Origin of the sequence: Streptomyces lanatus (assembly GCF_014655715.1) — a bacterium.
Classification (GTDB): Bacteria; Actinomycetota; Actinomycetes; order Streptomycetales; family Streptomycetaceae; genus Streptomyces; species Streptomyces lanatus.
The window spans coordinates 56036-75006 of sequence record NZ_BNBM01000029.1; the positions used below are offsets into that span (position 1 = coordinate 56036).

Here is an 18971-nt window from a genome sequence, read left to right on the forward strand (position 1 = left end):
CATCAGCGCATCGCGCTCGGGTGGCGCAGTGCTGTTCGCCTATTTGAACGAACCCGTCGTCCGAGCTGTCGGACCCTGTCGCGAGGAAATGGTCTCACGCTTTGCGACCGTTCTTGAATCCTAGACTATGGCCAATTCCGCGCCGGCTCACTGACGAGAAAGGTAGTCATTGCATATGTCGGGAATTACACCGGCGGACAGTTTGCGCACCAAGGCGCATCCCGTCCACAGCGATCGCGTTCTGCGCCTCGGGACGTTCTCCACCAACCTCAGCAGCGGATGCGCGATGAGCAACGTTGACGGTGCGCTCGACGCGTCCTGGGAGAGCACTTCCCGCCTGGCCAGGATGGCCGAGGAGATGTCGTTCGAGGCGATCGTGCCGGTCGGGCGCTGGCGCGGTTTCGGCGGCCCGACGAACTTCAACGGCTCGGGCTTCGAGGCGTACACCTGGGCGGCGGGCATCGGGGCTCAGACCAGCTATTCAGGGGTCTTTGCCACCTCGCATGTACCGACCATTCATCCGCTGCTCGCGGCCAAGCAGGCGGCGACCATCGACCACATCACGGGTGGACGGTTCGCGCTGAACATTGTCAACGGCTGGCACCAGCCCGAGATCGAGATGTTCGGCGCTCCGCAGCTCGAACACGACGCCCGCTATGCGACCGCCGCCGAATGGGTCGAGATCATGATCCGGCTGTGGGCCTCGGAGGAACCCTTCACCTACGAGGGTAAGTACTTCCAGGTCAAGGACGCCTCGTTGTCCCCGCTGCCGATCCAGCGGCCGCGTCCGGTGCTGATGAACGCCGGCCAGTCGAAGGCTGGCCGGGAGTTCGCAACGAAGTACTGCGACGTCGTCTTCATTACCACGGGTGGCGACGATGACCTCGCGGCGCTCAAGGACCAGGTGGCCGCGGTGAAGAAGTACGCCCGCGACGAACACCAGCGCGAAGTGCAGGTCTGGGCGAACGCCTACGTTGTCCAGGGCGACACCGAGGAGGACGCGAACGACTTCTACCGACACTACGTCGACGATCTCGGCGACTGGGAGGCGGTGGACAACGTCCTCGGGAGCTTGGGCATCAATTCGCAGTCCCTTCCCATGGAGAAGCTGCTCGCGATGAAGCGCCACTGGATTGCGGGATGGGGTGGCATCCCGGTCATCGGGACACCGGAGATGATCACGGACAAGCTCGGGAACCTGGCCCGGGCCGGGCTTGACGGGGTGTTGCTGTCTTGGGCCCGCTACGTGGAGGACATGGAGCGGTTCCGGTCCGAGGCGTACCCGCTGCTGGCTGAGGCGGGTCTCCGATGACCGGCACCGAGCTCGAGATGACCCCGGCCGAGGTCGCCAATCGTGCCCGGCTGGCCACGCTGCTGGGACGTGACTGGCGGCTGCTGGTCGGCGGTGAGCTGATTCCGGCGGCGGGCGGGGCGACGTTTCCGGTCACCTCGCCGATTGACGGTGCGCATCTCGCGGACATTCCGAATGCCGACCAGGGTCTGGTCGACCAGACGGTCCAGTTGGCCGAGACCGCTTTCCCGCAGTGGCGGGACACCGACGTGCAGGAGCGCGGGCGGCTGGTGGGAATGCTCGCCGATCTCATCGAAGAGCACATCGATGACCTCGCGCTGCTCGATGCCGTCGACGGCGGGGCGCCGATCTCGGTGATGGCGGGCGATGTCCGCCAGGCGGCCAAGATCTGCCGCTACTTCGCCGGTCTCGCGCTCGAGTTGAAGGGCGAGACCATCCCGGCGAGCAGGACGGGCGTGCATTTCACGCTGCGGCAGCCGTTCGGGGTCGTCGCCAAGATCATTCCGTTCAACCATCCGATCCTGTTCGCGGTAAGCAAGCTTGCTGCGCCCCTGGTCGCCGGTAACACCGTCGTCCTCAAACCCGCGGAGGCGACGCCGCTGTCCGCGCTGTACTTCGGCGAGTTGGCGCAGAAGGCCTTCCCGCCCGGCGTGCTACAGATCGTCGTGGGCGACGGACCCGCGGTGCCGAGGGCGCTCGTGCGGCACCCGTCCATCCGGCGCATCGGGTTCACCGGGAGTGAGACGACGGGGCGGGGCATCCTGCGCGATGCCGCCGAGGTCGGCGTTAAGGACATCACGCTCGAGCTCGGCGGGAAGAACGCGCTGATCGCCTTTCCCGACACCGATCCGGCCCAGGTCGCGGCCGGGGCAGTCCGGGGGATGAACTTCACCTGGTCCGGGCAGTCGTGCGGGTCTACCTCGCGGTTGATCGTCCATGAGAGCATCGCCGACGCGGTACTCACCGCCATGGTCAAGCAGCTCGCCGAGCACACCGTCGGCTCACCCCTGGATCCCGCGCACCACCAAGGGCCGGTAGTCAACCGCACACAGTACGACAAGGTCGTCGGCTTCATCGACGAGGCTCGGCGGATGGGCGCGCAGCTGGTTACCGGTGGCGGACGGCCCGCGAACGTCAGCGACGACGGCTTCTATTTGGCGCCGACGATTCTCGACCGTGTCGACGCCGGCTGGCCCGTGGCAACTGACGAGATCTTCGGTCCCGTGCTTTCCGTCATCCGGTGGGGCAATGATGACGATCCGGTGGCGATTGCCAACTCCGTGCAGTACGGGCTGACCGGCAGCGTGTACACCAACGACCTGCGCCGGGCGCATCGCGTCGCCAACGCGCTGGAGACCGGTTACGTCTGGGTGAATGGCACGGCTCAGCATTTCCTGGGCACGCCGTTCGGCGGGGTGAAATCCTCCGGCCTGGGCCGTGAAGAGTCGATCGGCGAACTGTTGAGCTACACGCAGGAAAAGGCAGTCCACGTCATCATCTGACAGCCGCGGCCGGAATATCCCCACACCGAGCGTTATGGCTCGAGAACCGAGGAAGAGAACGCCATGTGCCTTTCGATGAATATGCGTCGTCGCGCCGTTGTGCTGGAAGGCGGTGTGACGCGATGCTGCCATTGACCCTTGCGTGCGGCAACTACGACAGGGTGGCCGCCCTGCGGGACGGACGCATCCGCCCCGAGGGTGTCGAACTCAATGTGCTACCGCTCAGGATGCCGGAAAGTGCCTTCCGGATGCTCCACCACCGCGAGTTTGACGCATCGGAGATGTCGCTCGGGTGGTACGTCCGGGCCCGGGCGGCCGAGCGCCCCGGATCCGTGGGCATCCCGGTGTTCCCGTCGCGGATGTTCCGGCACTCGAGTGTGTACGTGAATGTCGACAGCGGGATCGACCGGCCCGAGGATTTGGTCGGCAAGCGCGTCGGGTGCCCTGAATACCAGATGACCGCGGCGGTATGGATGAAGGGAATTCTCGCCGACCATCACGGCGTTCCGGTTGACAGCGTCAGTTATTTCACCGGGGGTCTGGAGGAGCCGGGGCGCCAGGAGGTCGAATTGGGCCTGCCCGAACGGTTCCGAGTGCAGAACATCGGGTCTGACCGCACGCTCTCGGCGATGCTGGAGGCCGGTGAGATCGACGCCCTCTACACCGCACAAATGCCCTCGCCGTTCATTCAGCGATCGCCGCGGGTCCGCCGGCTCTTCGAGGAACCGGAAGTGGCCGAGGTGCAGTACTTCCAGAAGACCGGGATTTATCCGATCATGCACCTCATAGTCGTTCGGCAGGATATCCACGAGACGCATCCGTGGGTTGCGCAGTCACTGGTGAAAGCGTTCGACGAGGCAAAGGCTGTGGCCTACCAGGAGATGTACGACACCGCCGCGCACAAGTACATGCTCCCGTGGCTCGCGCTGCAGGCCGAGAACGCACGGGCAGCGCTCGGCGCCGACGACTTCTGGCCCTATGGCGTGGAGCCCAACCGCGTCGTGTTGGAGACATTCCTGCGTTATGTGTTCGAGCAGGGACTCACTCCCCGGCTGGTCACTCTCGACGAGCTCTTCGCGCCCTCGACGGTCCACACATCCCGGATCTGAACTATCCCGTCCCAGAAAGGAGACGCAATGACAAGCACGACAGACTCCGACAACGTCGAGAAGTCAGTGGGAGCCCCGCCAGCCGGCGCCGCGACCTACGACCAGCTTCTCACTCTCGTCCGGCATCGTCGATCAGTGCGGGCGATCGACCCGACCTATGAGGTCTCCGACGAGACGATCGAGAAGATCCTTGAGGTGGCGCGCTGGGCCCCCTCGGCGGCGAACGCGCAGCCGTGGGAGTTCCTCGTGGTACGCGACGCCGAGATGCGCAATCGCATCGCCCAGCTGTACGCGGAGCAACTGAGGGACAAGCGCGAGATGCAGGAGGTTGTGTGGGGGCACCGTGAGCACGTCGGCTACACAGGGTTCCGGCACTCGCCGGTGTTCGTCCTAGTCCTCGGGGACCCCCGCGTCATCGACGCCTACCCGGTGCGGACGGCCCTAGAAAAAGGGGAGTCGCATTTCGTGACGAGTCTGGCGCAGGCGACCGTGCTCGCCCACATGGCGATCGCCTCGCTCGGGCTTGCCTCCCAGTGGGTCAGCGACGTGAGCTCTCCCTACATGGGCACGTTGGTGAAGTCCTGGTTGAAGATCCCTCGTGGGCTGAGGATCTACGACATGTTCGGCGTTGGCAAGGCCGCTGTGATGCCATCGCCGACCTCGCGCCGCGAGCTCGCGGAAATGGTCCATCGAGAGCACTACGACGCGGGCAAGATGCGTGACCAAACTGCGGTCGAGGAATTCCTCTGGGGGGAGACACTGCTCGGCGGATTCCAGTCGCACAATGGGCTGAAGGGCAAGTCGGACTCGGAAGAATCTCCGTGAGGACGGCCCCTATGCGAATCGATCGCTTTCTGGCTGCGAATCCTGGCCGATCAGGTCAATCTCGATGCCATTTTCAGCAATGTTCGTCGCGTTATGGCCGGCGAAATCATTGAAGGGATTGCAATGACCTACGTGATCACCGAACCGTGTATCGCGACCAAGGAGGCGTCCTGCGTTGAGGTCTGCCCGGTCGATTGCATCCACAGCGATGACGCCGCCCAGCAGTATTTCATCGACCCCGGGCAGTGCATCGACTGCGGGGCGTGCGTCTCGACGTGTCCGGTCGAGGCCATCTACGCCGATTACGATGTCCCACCCGCGCAGGAGCGCTTCATCGCCGTGAATGCCAAGTTCTTTGCGAGTTGACCCGGCACGGTCGCTGGCCAGGCGGAATGAATACGCCGGACGGGGCAGGCGTGGACAGCGCTCGGCTCGACGGCGGGAATTGGTTCGTCGAAAGGAAACCTCGTGTCCGACGCGGTGATCTCCGAAGCCGTGCCTAGGCCTGCCGGGAGGCCTAACGGGGGGTTGAGCAGAATACCCCCCGCAGGGCTGCCCGCGCAGGTGCCCGCAGCACTTGCCATGCCTGTGGGCATGGATCCGGCGATGGTGGACGACGTCATCCGGGCCGGCTTCACCAGGGGTGAGTCGCCATGGTCGTGACAGACTCGGATGGGCTTCGGGTTGCCGTGATCGGCGCCGGGCCGAGCGGATTTTATGTCGCCGAGCAACTGTTCAAGGAGGTGACTGCTTCGGTATCGGTCGACATTTACGACCGGTTGCCCACACCGTGGGGTCTCGTCCGTTCCGGCGTGGCCCCCGACCATCCGGCCATCAAGTCGGTGTCGCGTGTGTTCGAGAAGACCGCGGCGGACCCTCGCTTCCGCTTCTATGGGAATGTGGAGTTCGGTGTCGACCTCACGCGTGCGGATCTGGCTTTGCATTACGACGCCGTGGTCTACGCAGTCGGCGCGCAGGCGGATCGGCGACTGGGGATTCCCGGAGAAGATCTGCCCGGATCGTATGCGGCCGTCGATTTCGTGGCGTGGTACAACGGACACCCGGACCACCCGGACCGGCAGTTCGATCTCTCTGGCAAGCGCGCGGTGCTGATCGGCAACGGCAACGTGTCGATCGATGTCGCGCGCATTCTGTCCAGCGACCTGGCCACGCTCGGTGGCACGGACATCGCCGACCATGCCCTGACGGCCTTGCGGGACAGTGCGATCCGGCAGGTCGTCGTCTGTGGAAGGCGCGGACCGGAGCAGGCGGCATTCACCACACCGGAACTCAGAGAACTCGGCGGCCTTCCGGGTGTCCGGGTGGTGGCGCACCAGCAGGATGTCGGTTCGCCGACGGATGAGAATCCGAACAGCAGCCTCGAGATACTGCGAAGACACGCCGCCGAGCCGGGCGAAGCTCGGCCGCGGGAGATTGAGTTCCGTTTCCTGCTTTCGCCGGTCGAGGTTCGCGGCGCGGGCCGGGTGGAGGAAGTCGTCTTCGACGTCAACGAACTGGTCTACGACGGCGAGGCCGCCCGGGTGAAGCCGACGGGCAAGCGCGAGGTCGTGCCGTGCGACCTGTTGATCCGTTCGATCGGCTACCGCGGCGTCCCGCTCCCTGGGGTGCCGTTCGACGAATCTACCGGCCGGATCCCGAACGACGCGGGACGCGTGCTGCGCAGCGGCCGGCCAGCTGCCGGTGAGTACTGCACGGGGTGGGTCAAGCGTGGTCCCAGTGGGGTGATCGGGACCAATCGCAAGTGCGCGACCGAAACGGTGGGCGCTTTGCTCGCCGACTACGTCGAAGGCGTTTTCGCCAGGCCCGCGAATCTGCCCCGCGAGGCCGTCGACGAACTGTTCGACGGTCGTGGGATCACGGTCGTGGATCAAGCAGGCTGGCTGCGAATCGATTCGCACGAGCGGTCGCTAGGCGCGCAGGCCTCGCGTCCGCGCGTGAAACTGTGCCGATATGAGGGCCTCCTCGCGCAAGCCGGCGTCGTACCTGATGTAAACCACGCAAAGCGCATCAGATGATAGGCAAACCATGGTGCAGCCAGGACGTCTCACGAGGAGCGGTCAAGGAGTTTGTCTGCCTCGTTCCACGAGGACACTGGCAACGCGTGCCGTGGAATTCTCGTGGCGCGCGCTGCTGGTCGAGCTGAGTGCCTCCCTCCCGGCAGAGAATTGTGCTCCGAGTGGCTGGCGGCGAACCGTCTCGATGCGAGAATCTTGAGGAGTATCGATGGTTGACACGCATTCCGACACCACCGCAGAAATCGATCCGGCGCATTTCCGGAAGGTGCTCGGGCATTTCTGCTCGGGTGTGACGATAATTTCCGCCTTTGACGGCAGAAAACCGATCGGCTTCACCTGTCAGTCGTTCCTCAGCTTGTCCCTCGACCCGGCGCTGATCGCCTTCTCCGCGAGCAAGACGTCCACGACCTACCCGCGTATCCGGGAGATCGGTAAATTCGTCGTCAATGTGCTTGCCAGCGACCAGGACGAGGTGAGCAACGCGTTCGCGAAAAGCGGTACCGACAAATGGGCAGGTGTTCATTGGAAGCCGGGCCAAATACTCGGGCACCCGGTGATCGACGATGCCCTCGCCACGCTCGAATGTGAGATCGCGGAGGAGACCGAATGCGGTGATCATTTCCTTGTGGTGGCCCGGGTTCGGCACCTGGAGGCGGCATCCGAGCTCAAGCCCCTGCTGTTCTTCCAGGGCAGCTATCACCGTCTGGAAGGTCAGGGAGCGAATCATGATTGACCCGCTCGACGACGTGCTCGTGGCACTGCGCATGGACCAGATGATCGTCGTCGCAGACAGCGACGACCGTGAGAACGAGGGCGATCTTGTGATGGCCGCCGCTGCCATCACCACCGAGCAGATGGCCAAGAGCTCGTGTTGCTCAGCCTTGAGGTTGTCGGGCCTGGTCAGCAGCATGTCCGACGGGTGTCCGTATCCCGGCGACCGCTACCAGTGGCTGGTCGCCTGGCAGGGCTGTGTCACCGCCGTGCTGAACGCAGCCCAGGATGCGCCGAACCCCGTGGTGGCGGTCGGGGTTGAGGTGACCGGCGTGGGTAACGTGGACGACGTCGTCCTGTACCGCAAGGAACCGCCCCACACCTACATGCAGGTCAAGTACGCAACGGACAGCTCCACACCGGTCAACGAGGACTACCTGCTCAAACCCAGCGATCGAGGAGGCCCGTCGATCCTGCACAAGCTGGCGTCGGCATGGCAGCAGCTCACCAAGGACGGGGCTCCGGTCGATCTCGCACTGCTGACCAACCGGTCCCCAGACGCAGCGGACCCACTGGTCCAACTACGCAGATCCGAGACCCAACTGCTCCTGCCGAAGGCCGCGCAGCAGGGCCAGAACTCGAAAAGGGGTTAGGCACGCAAGCGTTGGGCGGAAGGGACAGGGCTGAGCGAAGTCCTGCGTTGACGCGCTTGGGCGGTCGTCAACTGCGTGTCTACGGGCAGAGTTGGTCCAAGAGCCCCAACCCGTCCGATCCGCATGCTTACGACGTGGAGTTGGCTGACGGCGCTGTGGGCGGGGGAGTGGCAGGGACGGAGGCTGCACCAGTCCGGTGACGAAGGGCTGAGCTCCGACGAGCAGAAGCGCAGCAATCCCGGCGCCGAATGCTGCTGTGACGGTTGAGGCCCAGGTCGTCAGGGAGCCAAGGTTGTGGACGTCGGCCGGCCGTGAGAGGTGGTAGGAATGCTGGGCGAGAACCTTTTGGTCTGCCCACAGGCCCACCGTCATAGCGAAGGTTGCCAGCTGCAGCAAGGACACCACCATGCGGGTCCAGACAGGGACCGAAGCCGGAGTCAGGAGCAGATCGAGCAAGGTCGGTCCTGCGGCGGCGGCCGACAGCCACAGGGCCTTGGCCAGTCCGGTGCTTCCCCGCAGCAGGGGGTAGAAGTAGCCGAACAGGAAGCCGTACCCGGTCCAGCGCAGCAGTGCGGGCAGCAGTGCCTCCACAGCGGTGAGTAGGGGGTATGGACCTCCAGGGTGCGAAGACGTCGCATACGGCGTGCGGGAATCACCCTGGCAGTCGGCGGGCTGCTCGCCGTCCTCATGGCCCCGGGCGCCCAGGCAGCCCCTGCTCCGCGCGGCCCCCTCGCTGGTGCCGGCGGCGTTCAACGAGGTGCTGCGCTTCTGGGCTCCCGCCCACGCCTGGGGCCGGCGCGCCACCAAGGACGTCGACGTCGACGGGGTCACCGTCCCCGCCGGTGCGCAGATCGCGAGCCTGTTCGGCGCCAGCAACCGCGACCCCCGGCACCACGAGAACCCGGACGCCTTCCTCGTCGAACGCAATCCCGTGGACCATCTCTCGTTCGGTTACGGCCCCCACGGCTGCGCGGGCCAGGGGCTCGCCCGCCTGGAGGCACACGCCGTGATCGAGGTGCTCTCCCGGCGCGTCAGGCGCCTGGTGATCGGGCCCGAGGTCCCGCGTCCCCAGCAACATCACCCGGAGCATCGAACAGCTCCCCGTTCTGGAGGTGATCCCCGCATGAGGATCGTTCTCGACCGTCCCCGGTGCGAGGGCCACGGCCTGTGCGAGGAGGCCGCCTCACCCCTCATGCACCTCGACGGCGTCGGCGAACTCGTCCTCGACCAGGAGGAGTTCGACGTCACTGACACCGCGGGCGCCGCCCGCGCGAACGCCGCCGTCCGCGTGTGCCCGGTCGCCGCGCTGAGGCTCGTGTGAGGGGCGGCGCGGCGCCGGAGCGCATTGTGGTCGTCGGCAACGGGATCGCCGGACTCACCGTGGCCGGCACCCTCCGTGAGGCCGGCTTCGACGGCGAGCTGACTGTCGTCGGCGACGAACCGCACCCGGCGCACAGCCGCCCTGCCCTGTCGAAGGCCCTCTTGCGCGACGGCGATCCGCTGGCCTCGCTCGCTCTTCCGCCCGCCGACCATGGAGCGACGGAACTGCTCGGCGTACGAGCGACCGGCCTCGACCCGGACCGCCGTCTCGTCACTCTCGACGACGGGGCGGTCCTGCCGTACGACCGCGTGGTCCTGGCCACCGGCTCCCGGGCACGGCGGCTGTCGGCCCTGCCCGACGAGATCACACTGCGCGGGCTGGACGACGCCCTGTCCCTGCGCGCCCGGCTGGTGGGCGGGCCCTCCGTCGTGGTGGTGGGCGGAGGACCGCTCGACATGGAGATCGCCTCGGGATGCCTCGCCGCCAGCTGCCGGGTCACCCTCGTCTCGCAAGGGGTGCCGTTGCTTCGTCAGCTCGGCCCGTATCTGGCCGCCGTCTTCGGCAGGGCCGCGCTGGAGCGGGGGCTCACCGTCGTCGACACCGGGTCGGCGCGGCTCGAAGAGAGACCTGGCAGCGCCCGGATGGTCCTGGACGACGGGGTGGTCCTAGAGGCGGAACTCGTCCTGGGTGCGGCCGGCGACGTGCCCAACACGGAGTGGCTCGCGGGCACCGGGCTCACGCAGAAGGGGGTGGTCCCGGTGGACTCGCGCGGCTTCGCCCGCCCCGACGTGGCGGCCGTCGGCGACCTGGCGGCCTTTCCGACGCCATACGGCTTGCGTCGCATCCCGCTGTGGACCACGGTGATCGAGCAGGCCAAGGCCGCGGCAAGTGCACTCGTGCGGGGCCGGGACGCGCCGCCGCTCGCGTTCCAACCGTACTTCTGGACCGAGCAGTTCGAGCTGACCTTGAAGGCGGTGGGTTATCTGCCGCCGGAGGGGGAACCGGCGTACTCGGCGGCGGGCCGGCGCTGATGCGCTGGCCGGGCCGCGACGGGAGCGGTGTGGCGGCGGCGCTCAACCACCGAGGGGGCTGTTCCGCGGCTGCGCCGGATGAGCCGGGCCGCCGCGTAGGGTTGACCGGCGTGGAACACGACGGCGGGGCGCCAAGGATTCGGGCCTCGACCGCCTGGCATCGGTCAACCTCAATCTGCTGGTGCCCCTCCTCGCACTCCTCGAGAAGCGGTCGGTCACCCGGGCCGCGGAACGGGTCGGCCTCTCACAACCCGCCATGAGCCACGCCCTGACCAGGATGCGGCGGCTGCTGGGCGACGACCTCCTCGTCCGTCATGGGCCCGGCCTCACGCTGACCCCGCGGGTACTGGAGCTGATCGCGCCGCTGCGCAGCGCTCTGCAGCAGACGGCGCGCATCGTGAACTTCCCCTCCTTCGACCCCGCGGTGGACGACCGTGTCATCACGGTCGCGATAACCAACAGCACGGCCTTCGTTGTCGGCCCGCACCTGGTGCGGCTCGTCGTCGAACGCGCCCCGAACGCCACGCTGCGGCTGCGGACGATCACCGTGCCGACCGAGGCGACCTTCACCGACCAGGGCGTCGACGTCGTACTGATCTCCGAGGGGCACTTCTCGCCGTATCCGCGCGAGCGGCTGTACGACGACCGCTGCGCGGTGGTGGCCGCGCCGGACACGCCGCCGGACGCGAGCGCGCTCGACCTGCTGACCATCCAGCCGCACGTCGTCGTCGACACCGACCGGCGGGCCTTCCCGTACGCGGTGCTGGAGGAGCGGCAGATCCCCTACCGCGTCGGCCAGTTGATCTCCGACTTCCTGCTGGTGCCGTTCATGGTCGCCCGCGCGGGCGGCGTCGCGCTCCTGCGCCAACGGGTCGGCGCCGCCATGCAGACCCTGGCCGACCTGCGGATCGCGGAATTCCCGTTCCCGATTCCCGGGCTCGACAGGAATCCCCTTCTGACCGACCAGTACTTCATCGAATGGCTGCGCGCCTTGCTCTTCGACGTCGCCGGACGTCTGTGACGCCGCTCAGGTCAGCAACTGCGCCCAGCTCGACCCGAGTTCGTCGAGCATCTGGTCGCGGGTGAGATTCCAGTCGGAGCCCTCCCAGTGCTGGGCGACGAAGTCGAGCTGGGCCATGGCGAGGACGCCGCGGAAGTGGCGCTGGTGGGGTTCGAGGCGGCCGCCCGCGGTGAGGCCGCCCTCGATGTCGCTGATGGCCTCCTCCATCCAGCGCTCGACCAGGTCGGTCAGTTCCGGCTCGACCACCGCGGCGTCGCGGCCGATGCGGATGATCGGGTGGATCGTCGGCCAGCTGTCGGCGGTGCGCCGCAGCCACGCCATGATCGCCTCCGGCGTCCCCTCGGCGACGATGGCCACCAAGTCCTGTGCGGTGGAGCCGTGTTCGGGCGAACGCACGCGCTGGAGCGCCTCGTTGAGCTGCTCGTCGATCAGCGCCTTCATCAGGTCGGCGCGGGAGGGGAAGTAGGCGTAGAAGGTGACGCGGGTGGTGCCCGCCGAGGTCGCGATGTCGTCGACCTTGGTGGCGGCGTACCCCTTCGTCTTGAACAGCTCGAGGCCCGAATCCAGTAGCAGGCCGCGCGTCATCTGCTTCTGCGCCTCACGAAGGTTCGCCAGGCGGACGATGGTAACGCCCTCCCGCACGGCGAACACACACGACGGATTCCTTCCTTACATGCTGTACGGCCACTTAACGCACGGTGTAGGCCGGTGCGGATTCCAGCGGGATCGGCTCGAACATGGGAGGCTCCTCGTCCGGGGTCAGCGCGGTCGGGCCGTAGAGCCAGTCGACGAACGTGTAGTCGTACGTGTCGCGGGTGCGCAGCAGGGCGTTGCGCTGCTCGCGGGCGACGCCGTCGAGGTGCCACAGCTCGCCCCACTTCCGGGACGTGGTCACCACGCGGCGGCAGTGCTCCGGCCGTACGGCCTCGTATGCGGCGAGGGCGGCGTCCCAGTCGATCGTGCCGTCGGCGGCGCGCCGGCGGGCGACGTGCTCGCCGAGCACCCAGCCGTCCTCGATCGCCATGATCGCGCCCTGCGCGATGTACTGCAGCGGCGGGTGCGCGGAGTCGCCGAGCAGCGCGATGCGGCCGTGGATCCAGTTCATCACCGGGTCCCGGTCGAACATGCGCCACCACTTGTCCCGCCACATGAAGGGCAGTCTCTCCTGGACGAAGCCGCAGGTCCCGGCGAAGGCGGCGTCGAGCTCGTCCGGGGTGCCCCAGTCCTGCGCCCCGGCGAGCGCCTTGGGCGACTCGAAGACCGCGACCTGGTTGAGCAACTCCCCGCCGCGCAGCCCGTAGTGGACGAAGTGGCAGCCGGGGCCGACGTGGACGACGACCTCGCTGAGGTCGACGGACCGCACGCGCGGCTGCTCGGCCGGCACGGTGCCGCGGTAGGCGACGTAGGCGGAGGAGACGGGCTCGTCGTCGACGAGCAGCCTGCGGGCGAGGGAGTGCAGACCGTCGGCCGCGATGACGACACCGGTCTCGTGGCTCGCGCCGGAGGAGAGGATGACGCGGGCGCCGCGGCCGGTGTTCTCGTACGACGTCACCTGCGCGTCGGTGATCAGCTCGACACCGGCGCGCTCGCAGGCGCGCAGGAGCAGGCCGTGCAGATCACTACGGTGGATGACCAGGTACGGGTAGCCGTAGCGCCGCTCCAGATTGCGCAGGTCGAGCCGGGTCAGCTCGCCGCCGTCGACGGCGTCGCGCATGACCATCGCGTCCGGGACGAGTCCGAGGCTCTTCGCCTCGTTGAGCAGACCGTAATCATCAAGGATGCGGGTGCAGTTGGGGGCGAGCTGGATGCCGGCGCCGACCTCTCCGAAGGCGGGGGCGCGCTCCAGCAGGCGGACGCCGAGGCCCTGGCGGGTGAGTGAGAACGCGGCACCGAGGCCGCCGATGCCGCCACCGACGACGATCACATCAGGATGAGACATGGAGGGTTTTCACTCCTCAGAGCCACGGGCCGAGCGCGGGTGCGTCGGCGAGCGAGTGGGGGCGGCCGGCCAGCCAGGCGGCGACCTCGGGCAGCGGGCCGTCGGAGAGAGGGCCGTCGGGCAGCGCGCCAGAGGGCGGCGGGCCGTCGGGCAGTCCGTCCTGGCCGCTCTGCCCGCCTTGCCGGGCCCAAGCGGCCCGCTCGGTCATCCCGCGCTTGGTGCTGATCTCGTCGACCAGCGCGGTCAGGAAGCCGGCCGGGAGGTCGGCGAAGGTGACGCCGGTGCCGAAGTCGACGGCGTGGACGCACACTTCGCGGGCGCGCATCCACGGCAGCTCGGTGGCGGGGACGGTACGGCCCTGGGCCGTGACGACCTCGTGCTGCCAGTGCGCGTCGGTGAGGCGGTCGAACCCCTCGGCGAGCCGGCGGGCGGAGTCGGTCAGCCAGGAGCGGAGTTCGACGGCGCTCAGGGTCGCGCCCTTGGCGATGCCCGCGGCGCGCTCCTCGGCCGATGCGTACATCGGGGTCTCCTCGCCGGTCTCCGCCCAGTGCACCAGGTTGCTCAGGGCGTCGGAGTTGGCTGCGACGTGGGCCGCGAGGTGCTTGCGGGTCCACTCCGGCAGCACGGCGGCGCCGGAGAAGCCGGCCTCGTCGAGGTCCGCGACGGCGTCGAGCAGCAACTTGGTTCCCGTACGGGCCCATTCGCGGGCGTCGGCGAACGTCCGCATGTCGCCGGTCATCCCGCGACCACCTTGTTGGTGCACGTGCCGAGACCGGAGACCTCGGTGACGACGGTCTGTCCGGGGCGCAGGAACACCTGCGGCTTACGGGCGTTGCCGACGCCGGCCGGGGTGCCAGTGGCGATGATGTCGCCGGGGCGCAGGGTGATGACGGTCGAGATGTACCGCACCAGGATGACCGGGTCGAACAGCAGCGTGCCGGTGTCGTCCTGCTGCATGACCTCGCCGTCGACGACGGTCCTGACCTCCAACGCGGGCCGGACGCCGCCGACTTCGTCGGGGGTGACGACGTAGGGGCCGACCGGTGTGGTGGCCTCCCAGATCTTTCCCTGGGTCCACTCGATGGTGCGGAACTGCCAGTCGCGCACGGAGATGTCGTTCATGACGGTGAAGCCGGCGATGGTGTCGGCGGCCTGTCGCTCGTCGGCGCGGCGCACCTGCCCGCCGATCACCACGGCCAGTTCGACCTCCCAGTCGAGGGCCTCGGTCTCGGCGGGCTTGACGATGTCGTCGTTCGCGCCGAGCAGGGTGTCGGCGAACTTCGGGAAGAGGGTGGGGTGTTCGGGCAGGTCCCGGCCCATCTCCTTGATGTGGTTCGTGTAGTTGTGGCCGACGCAGATCACCTTCGAGGGGTGAGGGACGACCGGCGCGAAGTCGGCGCCGTCGACCGGGTAGGTGACGCCGGAGGCGGTGGCTGCCCTGGACCGCCAGTCGGCCTCGGCGAACAGCTCGCCCAGGTCGGCGTGGCCGAGGTCGACGAGGACCTCGCCGTCGAGGCGGACCGCGCGGGTCCCGTCGGCGGTGCGGAGGGTGGCGAGCTTCATGGTCAGGCGTCCTTCTGGGTGCGGTGGAGCCGGAGCGCCTCGAAGACGGGCACGTCGGAGAAACGGAACAGGTCGAGGGCGTGCTCGTCCGCATCGGTCGTACCGGCCTCGGACCTGGCGGAGAACGGCTCCCAGGACGGGACGACGAACAGGTCGCCGCGGCCGACGGACCAGGTGCGGTCGCCGACGGTGACCGTGCCGGAGCCGTCGAAGACCTGGTAGACCGAGGAGCCGGTCTCACGCACGGGCGCGGTCTCGGCGCCGCGCGCGATGCGGTGGAACTCGGCGCGGAGGGTCGGCAGGACGTCGGTGCCGTCGTGCGGATTGGCGTAGCGCACCGCGGCGTGACCGGGCTCGACGGTGCCGCCGAAACCCTCCTTCTCCAGCAGGAGTTGGTCGTTCAGGGCCGCGTTCGTGTAGGCCCACTTGTACAACAGCAGCGGGCTGCCCGGGGTCGTGGGCGTGGCCGACAGGGGGCGCAGGCCCGGATGGCCCCACAGCCGCTCGGAGCGGGAGCGCTCGGGCGTGGTGCGCTCCGCGTTGTCGATCTCGTCGCGGCCGAACTCGAAGAACTGCGCCTCGGTGACGTACTGGAAGGGGATGTCCAGGCCGTCGATCCAGGCCATCGGCTCAGTGGTGGCGTTGTGGTGGGCGTGCCAGTTCCAGCCGGCCTGCGGCAGGAAGTCGCCGCGGTTCATCGGCACCGGGTCGCCGCCGACGACCGTCCACACGCCCGAGCCCTCGACGACGAAGCGGAAGGCGTGCTGGGTGTGGCGGTGCTCGGGGGCGTCCTCGCCGGGCATCAGGTACTGGATGGCGGCCCAGAGGGTGGGCGTGGCGAAGGGCCTGCCGCCGAGGGAGGGATTGGCCAGGGCGATGGCCCGGCGCTCGCCGCCGCGGCCGACGGGCACCAGGTCGCCGGCCTCGGCCGCGAGCTCCCGCAGCCGCTGCCAGTGCCACAGGTGCGGCACGGCGCGCGAGCGCGGGTGGGCCGGCATCAGATCGCCGATCTCGGTCCACAGCGGGACGAGCAGTTCCTGCTCGAAGCCCCGGTAGAGCGCTTCGAGCGCCGGGGTGACCTCGGGTTGCCCCTCCGCGGCGACGGCCTGGAGCCGGACCGGGGAACCCGTGGCGGTGTCTTGGGTGAGGGAGGAGGGAGTCACGGAGCTCAGCCTGCGCCGTGTCTTCCAGGAGAACAGATAGATTCTGGAGAGCAGAACGAGCACAACTCTGCTGAGCAGACGCAGCATGGATTCTGTTGAAACAGATGCAGCATGGATTCTCTTGAACAGAACCGGCATGGATTCTGTTGAGCAGAGCGCACGCCCCCCATGGGCAGGAAGGCCGGCCATGGACAAGCCGCTCAAGACCCCGCCGTCGTACCCCATCGCCAGCGTGGACCACGCGCTGCGGGCGGCGACCATCCTGCAGCTGGAGGGCGGCGCGACCGTGTCGCAGATGGCCGAGCGGCTGGGCGTCGCCCGGTCGACCGCGCACCGCCTGCTGGCGATGCTCGTCTACCGGGACTTCGCGATGCAGGACGAGGACCACCTCTACCGCGCGGGGCCGGTCCTGGAACTCGCCGCCCACTCCCAGTCCCTTGTCTCACGGCTGCGCGCGGCGGCCCTGCCCCACCTCCACCGCGTCGTCGACGTCCTGGACGAGACCACGAACCTGATCGTGCGCACCGGGGACACGGCCCGGTTCATCGCCAGTGTCGAGTGCCGACAGGCGCTGCGGGTCGGCTCCCGCGAGGGCATGGTCTTCCCGGCCCACCGCACGACGGCCGGACTGCTCCTGCTCGCCGAGCTCACCGACGAGGAGCTGGAGGAGGTCTACAGCCCTGACCGCTACCGCGACCGCCCGGCCGACCGTCCCGATCTCCCCAAGCTGCGCACGGAGTTGAAGCGCCTGCGCCGCAACCGCTTCGCCGTCAACAAGGAGCGCTCCGAGCGCGGCCTCGTCGCCGTCGGCGTACCGGTGTGCGACCAGGACGGCACCGCGCTCGCTGGCCTGTCGGTGTCGATGCCGGGCACCCGCTACGACCCGCACCGCCTCCAGTCCTTGGTCGCCACCCTGACCACCACGGCGCACGCACTGCAGAAAGACCTGGCCGACCTGCACTGATCGAGCACGGCCACGGCGACCCGGCTCACCCTACGAGCTCACCTTACGCCACGCCCTGTCACCTTATCTCGCGCACAAATCATTGACGTAATGTAAAGCGAGTTTCATTCTCCCGGCATCGCGTCCGTCTCTCGTCGCGCCCTCTCCCCCACCGTGTACGCAAAGCCGAGCCCTTCCACGCTCTCGGGCCTCCGGCCTTCGGGGCGCCCTTCTTTCCCAGCCAGGGAGAACAGCAATGACGCTCGTGTGCGTGGTCACCAATCGGTCGAGCAGTTCCCCGGTCTGCTGGGGGGAGTGCCCGCACAGGCGAGCGAGGATGTCCATGTCGGTGCTGTGCTCGCCGCGGGCACAGGTGTGCGCGGCCAGCACCAGCGCGGTCAGCCGCAGGGCGGGTGCTGCGACCGGCAGCAGCAGTGGTCTGGGCCGCAGCGCCCAGTCCGCGCCGCGGCGGCGCACACGGCGTCCGGGCGCCTGGTCCAGTACCGCAGTGTCGAGCAGCAGCGCCTGCACCGGCAGTGTGCGGAAGTCTGGCAACCCGAGCCAGCCGGCATGAGCCAGCTCCAGCCACAGCTCGCGGCTCTGGCGCAAGCGCATGCCCCGCAACAAACCCGTCGGCAGCCGGACATGACCGCGAGTGTCGGCGCGCAGCGCGCACTGCAGAGCCAGTAGTCGGGCGGCGGGGGAGGTGAACTGCGGTAGCGCGGTGCCGAGGTAAGTGAGCATCTCCCGTACCCGAACCCTCTCCTGCAGCCCTGCCTCGGGCCGGCACGCGGATGACGAGGCGCGAGAGGTGGAGGATCGGGAGGAGTTGGCCAGGGTGTCGGGGACGACGGCCGTGTTGCTGGTCGCCGCGGCGCAGGCCGCGCATGTGTCGGCCAGCCGCTAGGAGCGGCCGCTGCGGTCGCGGGTGAGGGCAAGCAGCACCGGCCCCGCAGCCGCGGTGACGCGGATGCCACCGGCAGCCCCGCGCCTGGCACTGGCAGCTGCGCAGATAGGCGGGCAGTGCGTCGGCGCGGGCATGGCAGGCCAGATGAGCCAGGACCGCCGACCGCGCCGAGGATCCCGCAAGCGGGTCCGTATGAGCGGTGCAGGAGGGGCAGATGAGAGCGGGGCCGCCCGCTCGGGGGTGCAGTTCCACTGTCCAGATGCGCCGCGCTGCTGCGTGCGTCCCGGCGAGCCTCATGGGCTGATCGTCCTCCCGCCTGTCCGTGCCCAGGGTGGTCGGTAACTCCCGGCCATGGGGGCCGGGGAAGACGCACGGTAGTGCAGAGTTCTGCACCTTGATTGCCGTCCCCGCCACCCAGACAAATAGTGCAGAGGTCTGCACTGACAGGGCAGGGGTCTGCACCGTCGGATGGTGGGGTGACGATCTTGCCGCCCGACCCCGACTTCACCGCACTGCGCGTCAACCTCGCGCGCCTGCGGGGCGCGCGCGGCTGGACCTTCGACGAACTTGCCGGCCGCAGCGGCCTGGCCAGGCGCACCCTCATCGACCTCGAACACGGCCGCACCACCGGCACCGTCGCCACCTGGCATGCCCTCACCCACGCCTTCGACGTGCCCATCGAGCACCTTCTCGGCGTCCTCTGCGACGACCACACCCCGCCCGGCTCGCCAGGAGCCTGACCGCCGAAGCATCCGCCCGGAAGCCTGCTGCAGATCACCCGAACGGCGAGCAGGTATCGAACGACAGGTCGTTCTCTGGGGCACCAGTTCGGTCCTGTAGGGCCGGTCAGGGGACGCTCCCGCTGCCATGCTCCGGTCGCCGCGTGTCGCCTGGCACGGTCCAGGCCATGTGCTCCACTCCCGACCCTGCCGGCC

At 68.3% G+C, this 18971-nt stretch carries 20 protein-coding genes; 14 read left to right on the forward strand and 6 right to left on the reverse strand.

The window, feature by feature from the left end; translation table 11 throughout:
- Positions 1 to 175: 175 nt before the first annotated feature.
- From IE325_RS44125 to IE325_RS44180, 11 genes are all read left to right on the forward strand, one after another.
- Positions 176 to 1312, forward strand: a complete 1137-nt coding sequence (locus IE325_RS44125; protein ID WP_190075855.1) for an LLM class flavin-dependent oxidoreductase — start codon at positions 176 to 178, stop codon at positions 1310 to 1312.
- Positions 1309 to 2814: an aldehyde dehydrogenase family protein gene (locus tag IE325_RS44130; protein ID WP_229912515.1), complete on the forward strand. Its 1506-nt coding sequence runs from the start codon at positions 1309 to 1311 to the stop codon at positions 2812 to 2814. Before IE325_RS44125 ends, IE325_RS44130 begins: the two co-directional genes overlap by 4 nt.
- 122 nt (positions 2815 to 2936) lie before the next feature.
- A complete protein-coding gene (locus IE325_RS44135; protein WP_190075856.1) occupies positions 2937 to 3923 on the forward strand; it encodes an ABC transporter substrate-binding protein in 987 nt (328 codons plus the stop codon).
- Positions 3924 to 3950: 27 nt separating this feature from the next.
- The gene (locus tag IE325_RS44140) at positions 3951 to 4748 is read left to right on the forward strand and encodes a nitroreductase family protein (protein ID WP_190075857.1); all 798 of its coding nucleotides are present in this window, start codon (positions 3951 to 3953) and stop codon (positions 4746 to 4748) included.
- Positions 4749 to 4841: 93 nt separating this feature from the next.
- Positions 4842 to 5114 carry a ferredoxin family protein gene (locus tag IE325_RS44145; RefSeq protein WP_229912516.1) on the forward strand — a complete coding sequence of 91 codons (273 nt, stop codon included), beginning with the start codon at positions 4842 to 4844 and terminating at the stop codon, positions 5112 to 5114.
- A gap of 287 nt (positions 5115 to 5401) precedes the next feature.
- Entirely contained in the window at positions 5402 to 6784 is a 1383-nt protein-coding gene (locus tag IE325_RS44150) for an FAD-dependent oxidoreductase (RefSeq protein WP_190075858.1), read from the forward strand.
- Between the two features lie 208 nt (positions 6785 to 6992).
- Positions 6993 to 7517, forward strand: a complete 525-nt coding sequence (locus tag IE325_RS44155; RefSeq protein ID WP_190075859.1) for a flavin reductase family protein — start codon at positions 6993 to 6995, stop codon at positions 7515 to 7517.
- Positions 7510 to 8148, forward strand: coding sequence for a 3,4-dihydroxy-2-butanone-4-phosphate synthase (locus IE325_RS44160; RefSeq protein WP_190075860.1), 639 nt, complete (start codon positions 7510 to 7512; stop codon positions 8146 to 8148). The genes IE325_RS44155 and IE325_RS44160 overlap by 8 nt, the downstream gene beginning before the upstream one ends.
- Before the next feature lie 643 nt (positions 8149 to 8791).
- Positions 8792 to 9469, forward strand: coding sequence for a cytochrome P450 (locus IE325_RS46540; protein ID WP_229912517.1), 678 nt, complete (start codon positions 8792 to 8794; stop codon positions 9467 to 9469).
- Positions 9466 to 10500 carry an NAD(P)/FAD-dependent oxidoreductase gene (locus tag IE325_RS44175; protein WP_229912518.1) on the forward strand — a complete coding sequence of 345 codons (1035 nt, stop codon included), beginning with the start codon at positions 9466 to 9468 and terminating at the stop codon, positions 10498 to 10500. The genes IE325_RS46540 and IE325_RS44175 overlap by 4 nt, the downstream gene beginning before the upstream one ends.
- A 181-nt stretch (positions 10501 to 10681) precedes the next feature.
- Positions 10682 to 11521: a LysR family transcriptional regulator gene (locus IE325_RS44180; RefSeq protein WP_229912519.1), complete on the forward strand. Its 840-nt coding sequence runs from the start codon at positions 10682 to 10684 to the stop codon at positions 11519 to 11521.
- A 6-nt stretch (positions 11522 to 11527) separates the two neighbouring features.
- Here the strand turns inward: IE325_RS44180 and IE325_RS44185 are convergent, their stop codons facing one another.
- The 5 genes from IE325_RS44185 to IE325_RS44205 all read right to left on the reverse strand — a co-directional run bounded on the left by IE325_RS44185 (position 11528) and on the right by IE325_RS44205 (position 16186).
- On the reverse strand, positions 11528 to 12136 hold the full coding sequence (locus IE325_RS44185; RefSeq protein ID WP_190075874.1) for a TetR/AcrR family transcriptional regulator: 609 nt from the start codon (positions 12134 to 12136) through the stop codon (positions 11528 to 11530).
- 73 nt (positions 12137 to 12209) lie between these two features.
- Entirely contained in the window at positions 12210 to 13445 is a 1236-nt protein-coding gene (locus IE325_RS44190) for an FAD-dependent monooxygenase (protein ID WP_190075876.1), read from the reverse strand.
- 31 nt (positions 13446 to 13476) lie between these two features.
- Complete coding sequence (locus IE325_RS44195) at positions 13477 to 14199, reverse strand: maleylpyruvate isomerase family mycothiol-dependent enzyme (RefSeq protein ID WP_190075862.1); 723 nt, start codon at positions 14197 to 14199, stop codon at positions 13477 to 13479.
- Positions 14196 to 15023, reverse strand: a complete 828-nt coding sequence (locus tag IE325_RS44200) for a fumarylacetoacetate hydrolase family protein (RefSeq protein ID WP_190075863.1) — start codon at positions 15021 to 15023, stop codon at positions 14196 to 14198. Before IE325_RS44200 ends, IE325_RS44195 begins: the two co-directional genes overlap by 4 nt.
- A 2-nt stretch (positions 15024 to 15025) precedes the next feature.
- Positions 15026 to 16186 (reverse strand): cupin domain-containing protein, encoded by a 1161-nt coding sequence (locus IE325_RS44205; protein WP_190075864.1) that lies wholly within the window; start codon positions 16184 to 16186, stop codon positions 15026 to 15028.
- Between the two features lie 187 nt (positions 16187 to 16373).
- On the opposite strand from IE325_RS44205, the gene IE325_RS44210 reads away from it, so the two are divergent.
- On the forward strand, positions 16374 to 17150 hold the full coding sequence (locus IE325_RS44210; RefSeq protein ID WP_190075865.1) for an IclR family transcriptional regulator: 777 nt from the start codon (positions 16374 to 16376) through the stop codon (positions 17148 to 17150).
- A gap of 63 nt (positions 17151 to 17213) precedes the next feature.
- Here IE325_RS44210 and IE325_RS46545 read toward each other — a convergent pair whose 3' ends face one another.
- The gene (locus IE325_RS46545; RefSeq protein ID WP_229912522.1) at positions 17214 to 17873 is read right to left on the reverse strand and encodes a hypothetical protein; all 660 of its coding nucleotides are present in this window, start codon (positions 17871 to 17873) and stop codon (positions 17214 to 17216) included.
- Here IE325_RS46545 and IE325_RS46550 point away from each other — a divergent pair.
- Together IE325_RS46550 and IE325_RS44220 are read left to right on the forward strand one after the other, a co-directional pair.
- Positions 17866 to 18036 carry a hypothetical protein gene (locus IE325_RS46550; RefSeq protein ID WP_229912524.1) on the forward strand — a complete coding sequence of 57 codons (171 nt, stop codon included), beginning with the start codon at positions 17866 to 17868 and terminating at the stop codon, positions 18034 to 18036. The two genes, IE325_RS46545 and IE325_RS46550, sit on opposite strands and share 8 nt — an antisense overlap.
- Positions 18037 to 18512: 476 nt before the next feature.
- Entirely contained in the window at positions 18513 to 18776 is a 264-nt protein-coding gene (locus IE325_RS44220) for a helix-turn-helix domain-containing protein (protein WP_190075866.1), read from the forward strand.
- Positions 18777 to 18971 lie beyond the last annotated feature (195 nt).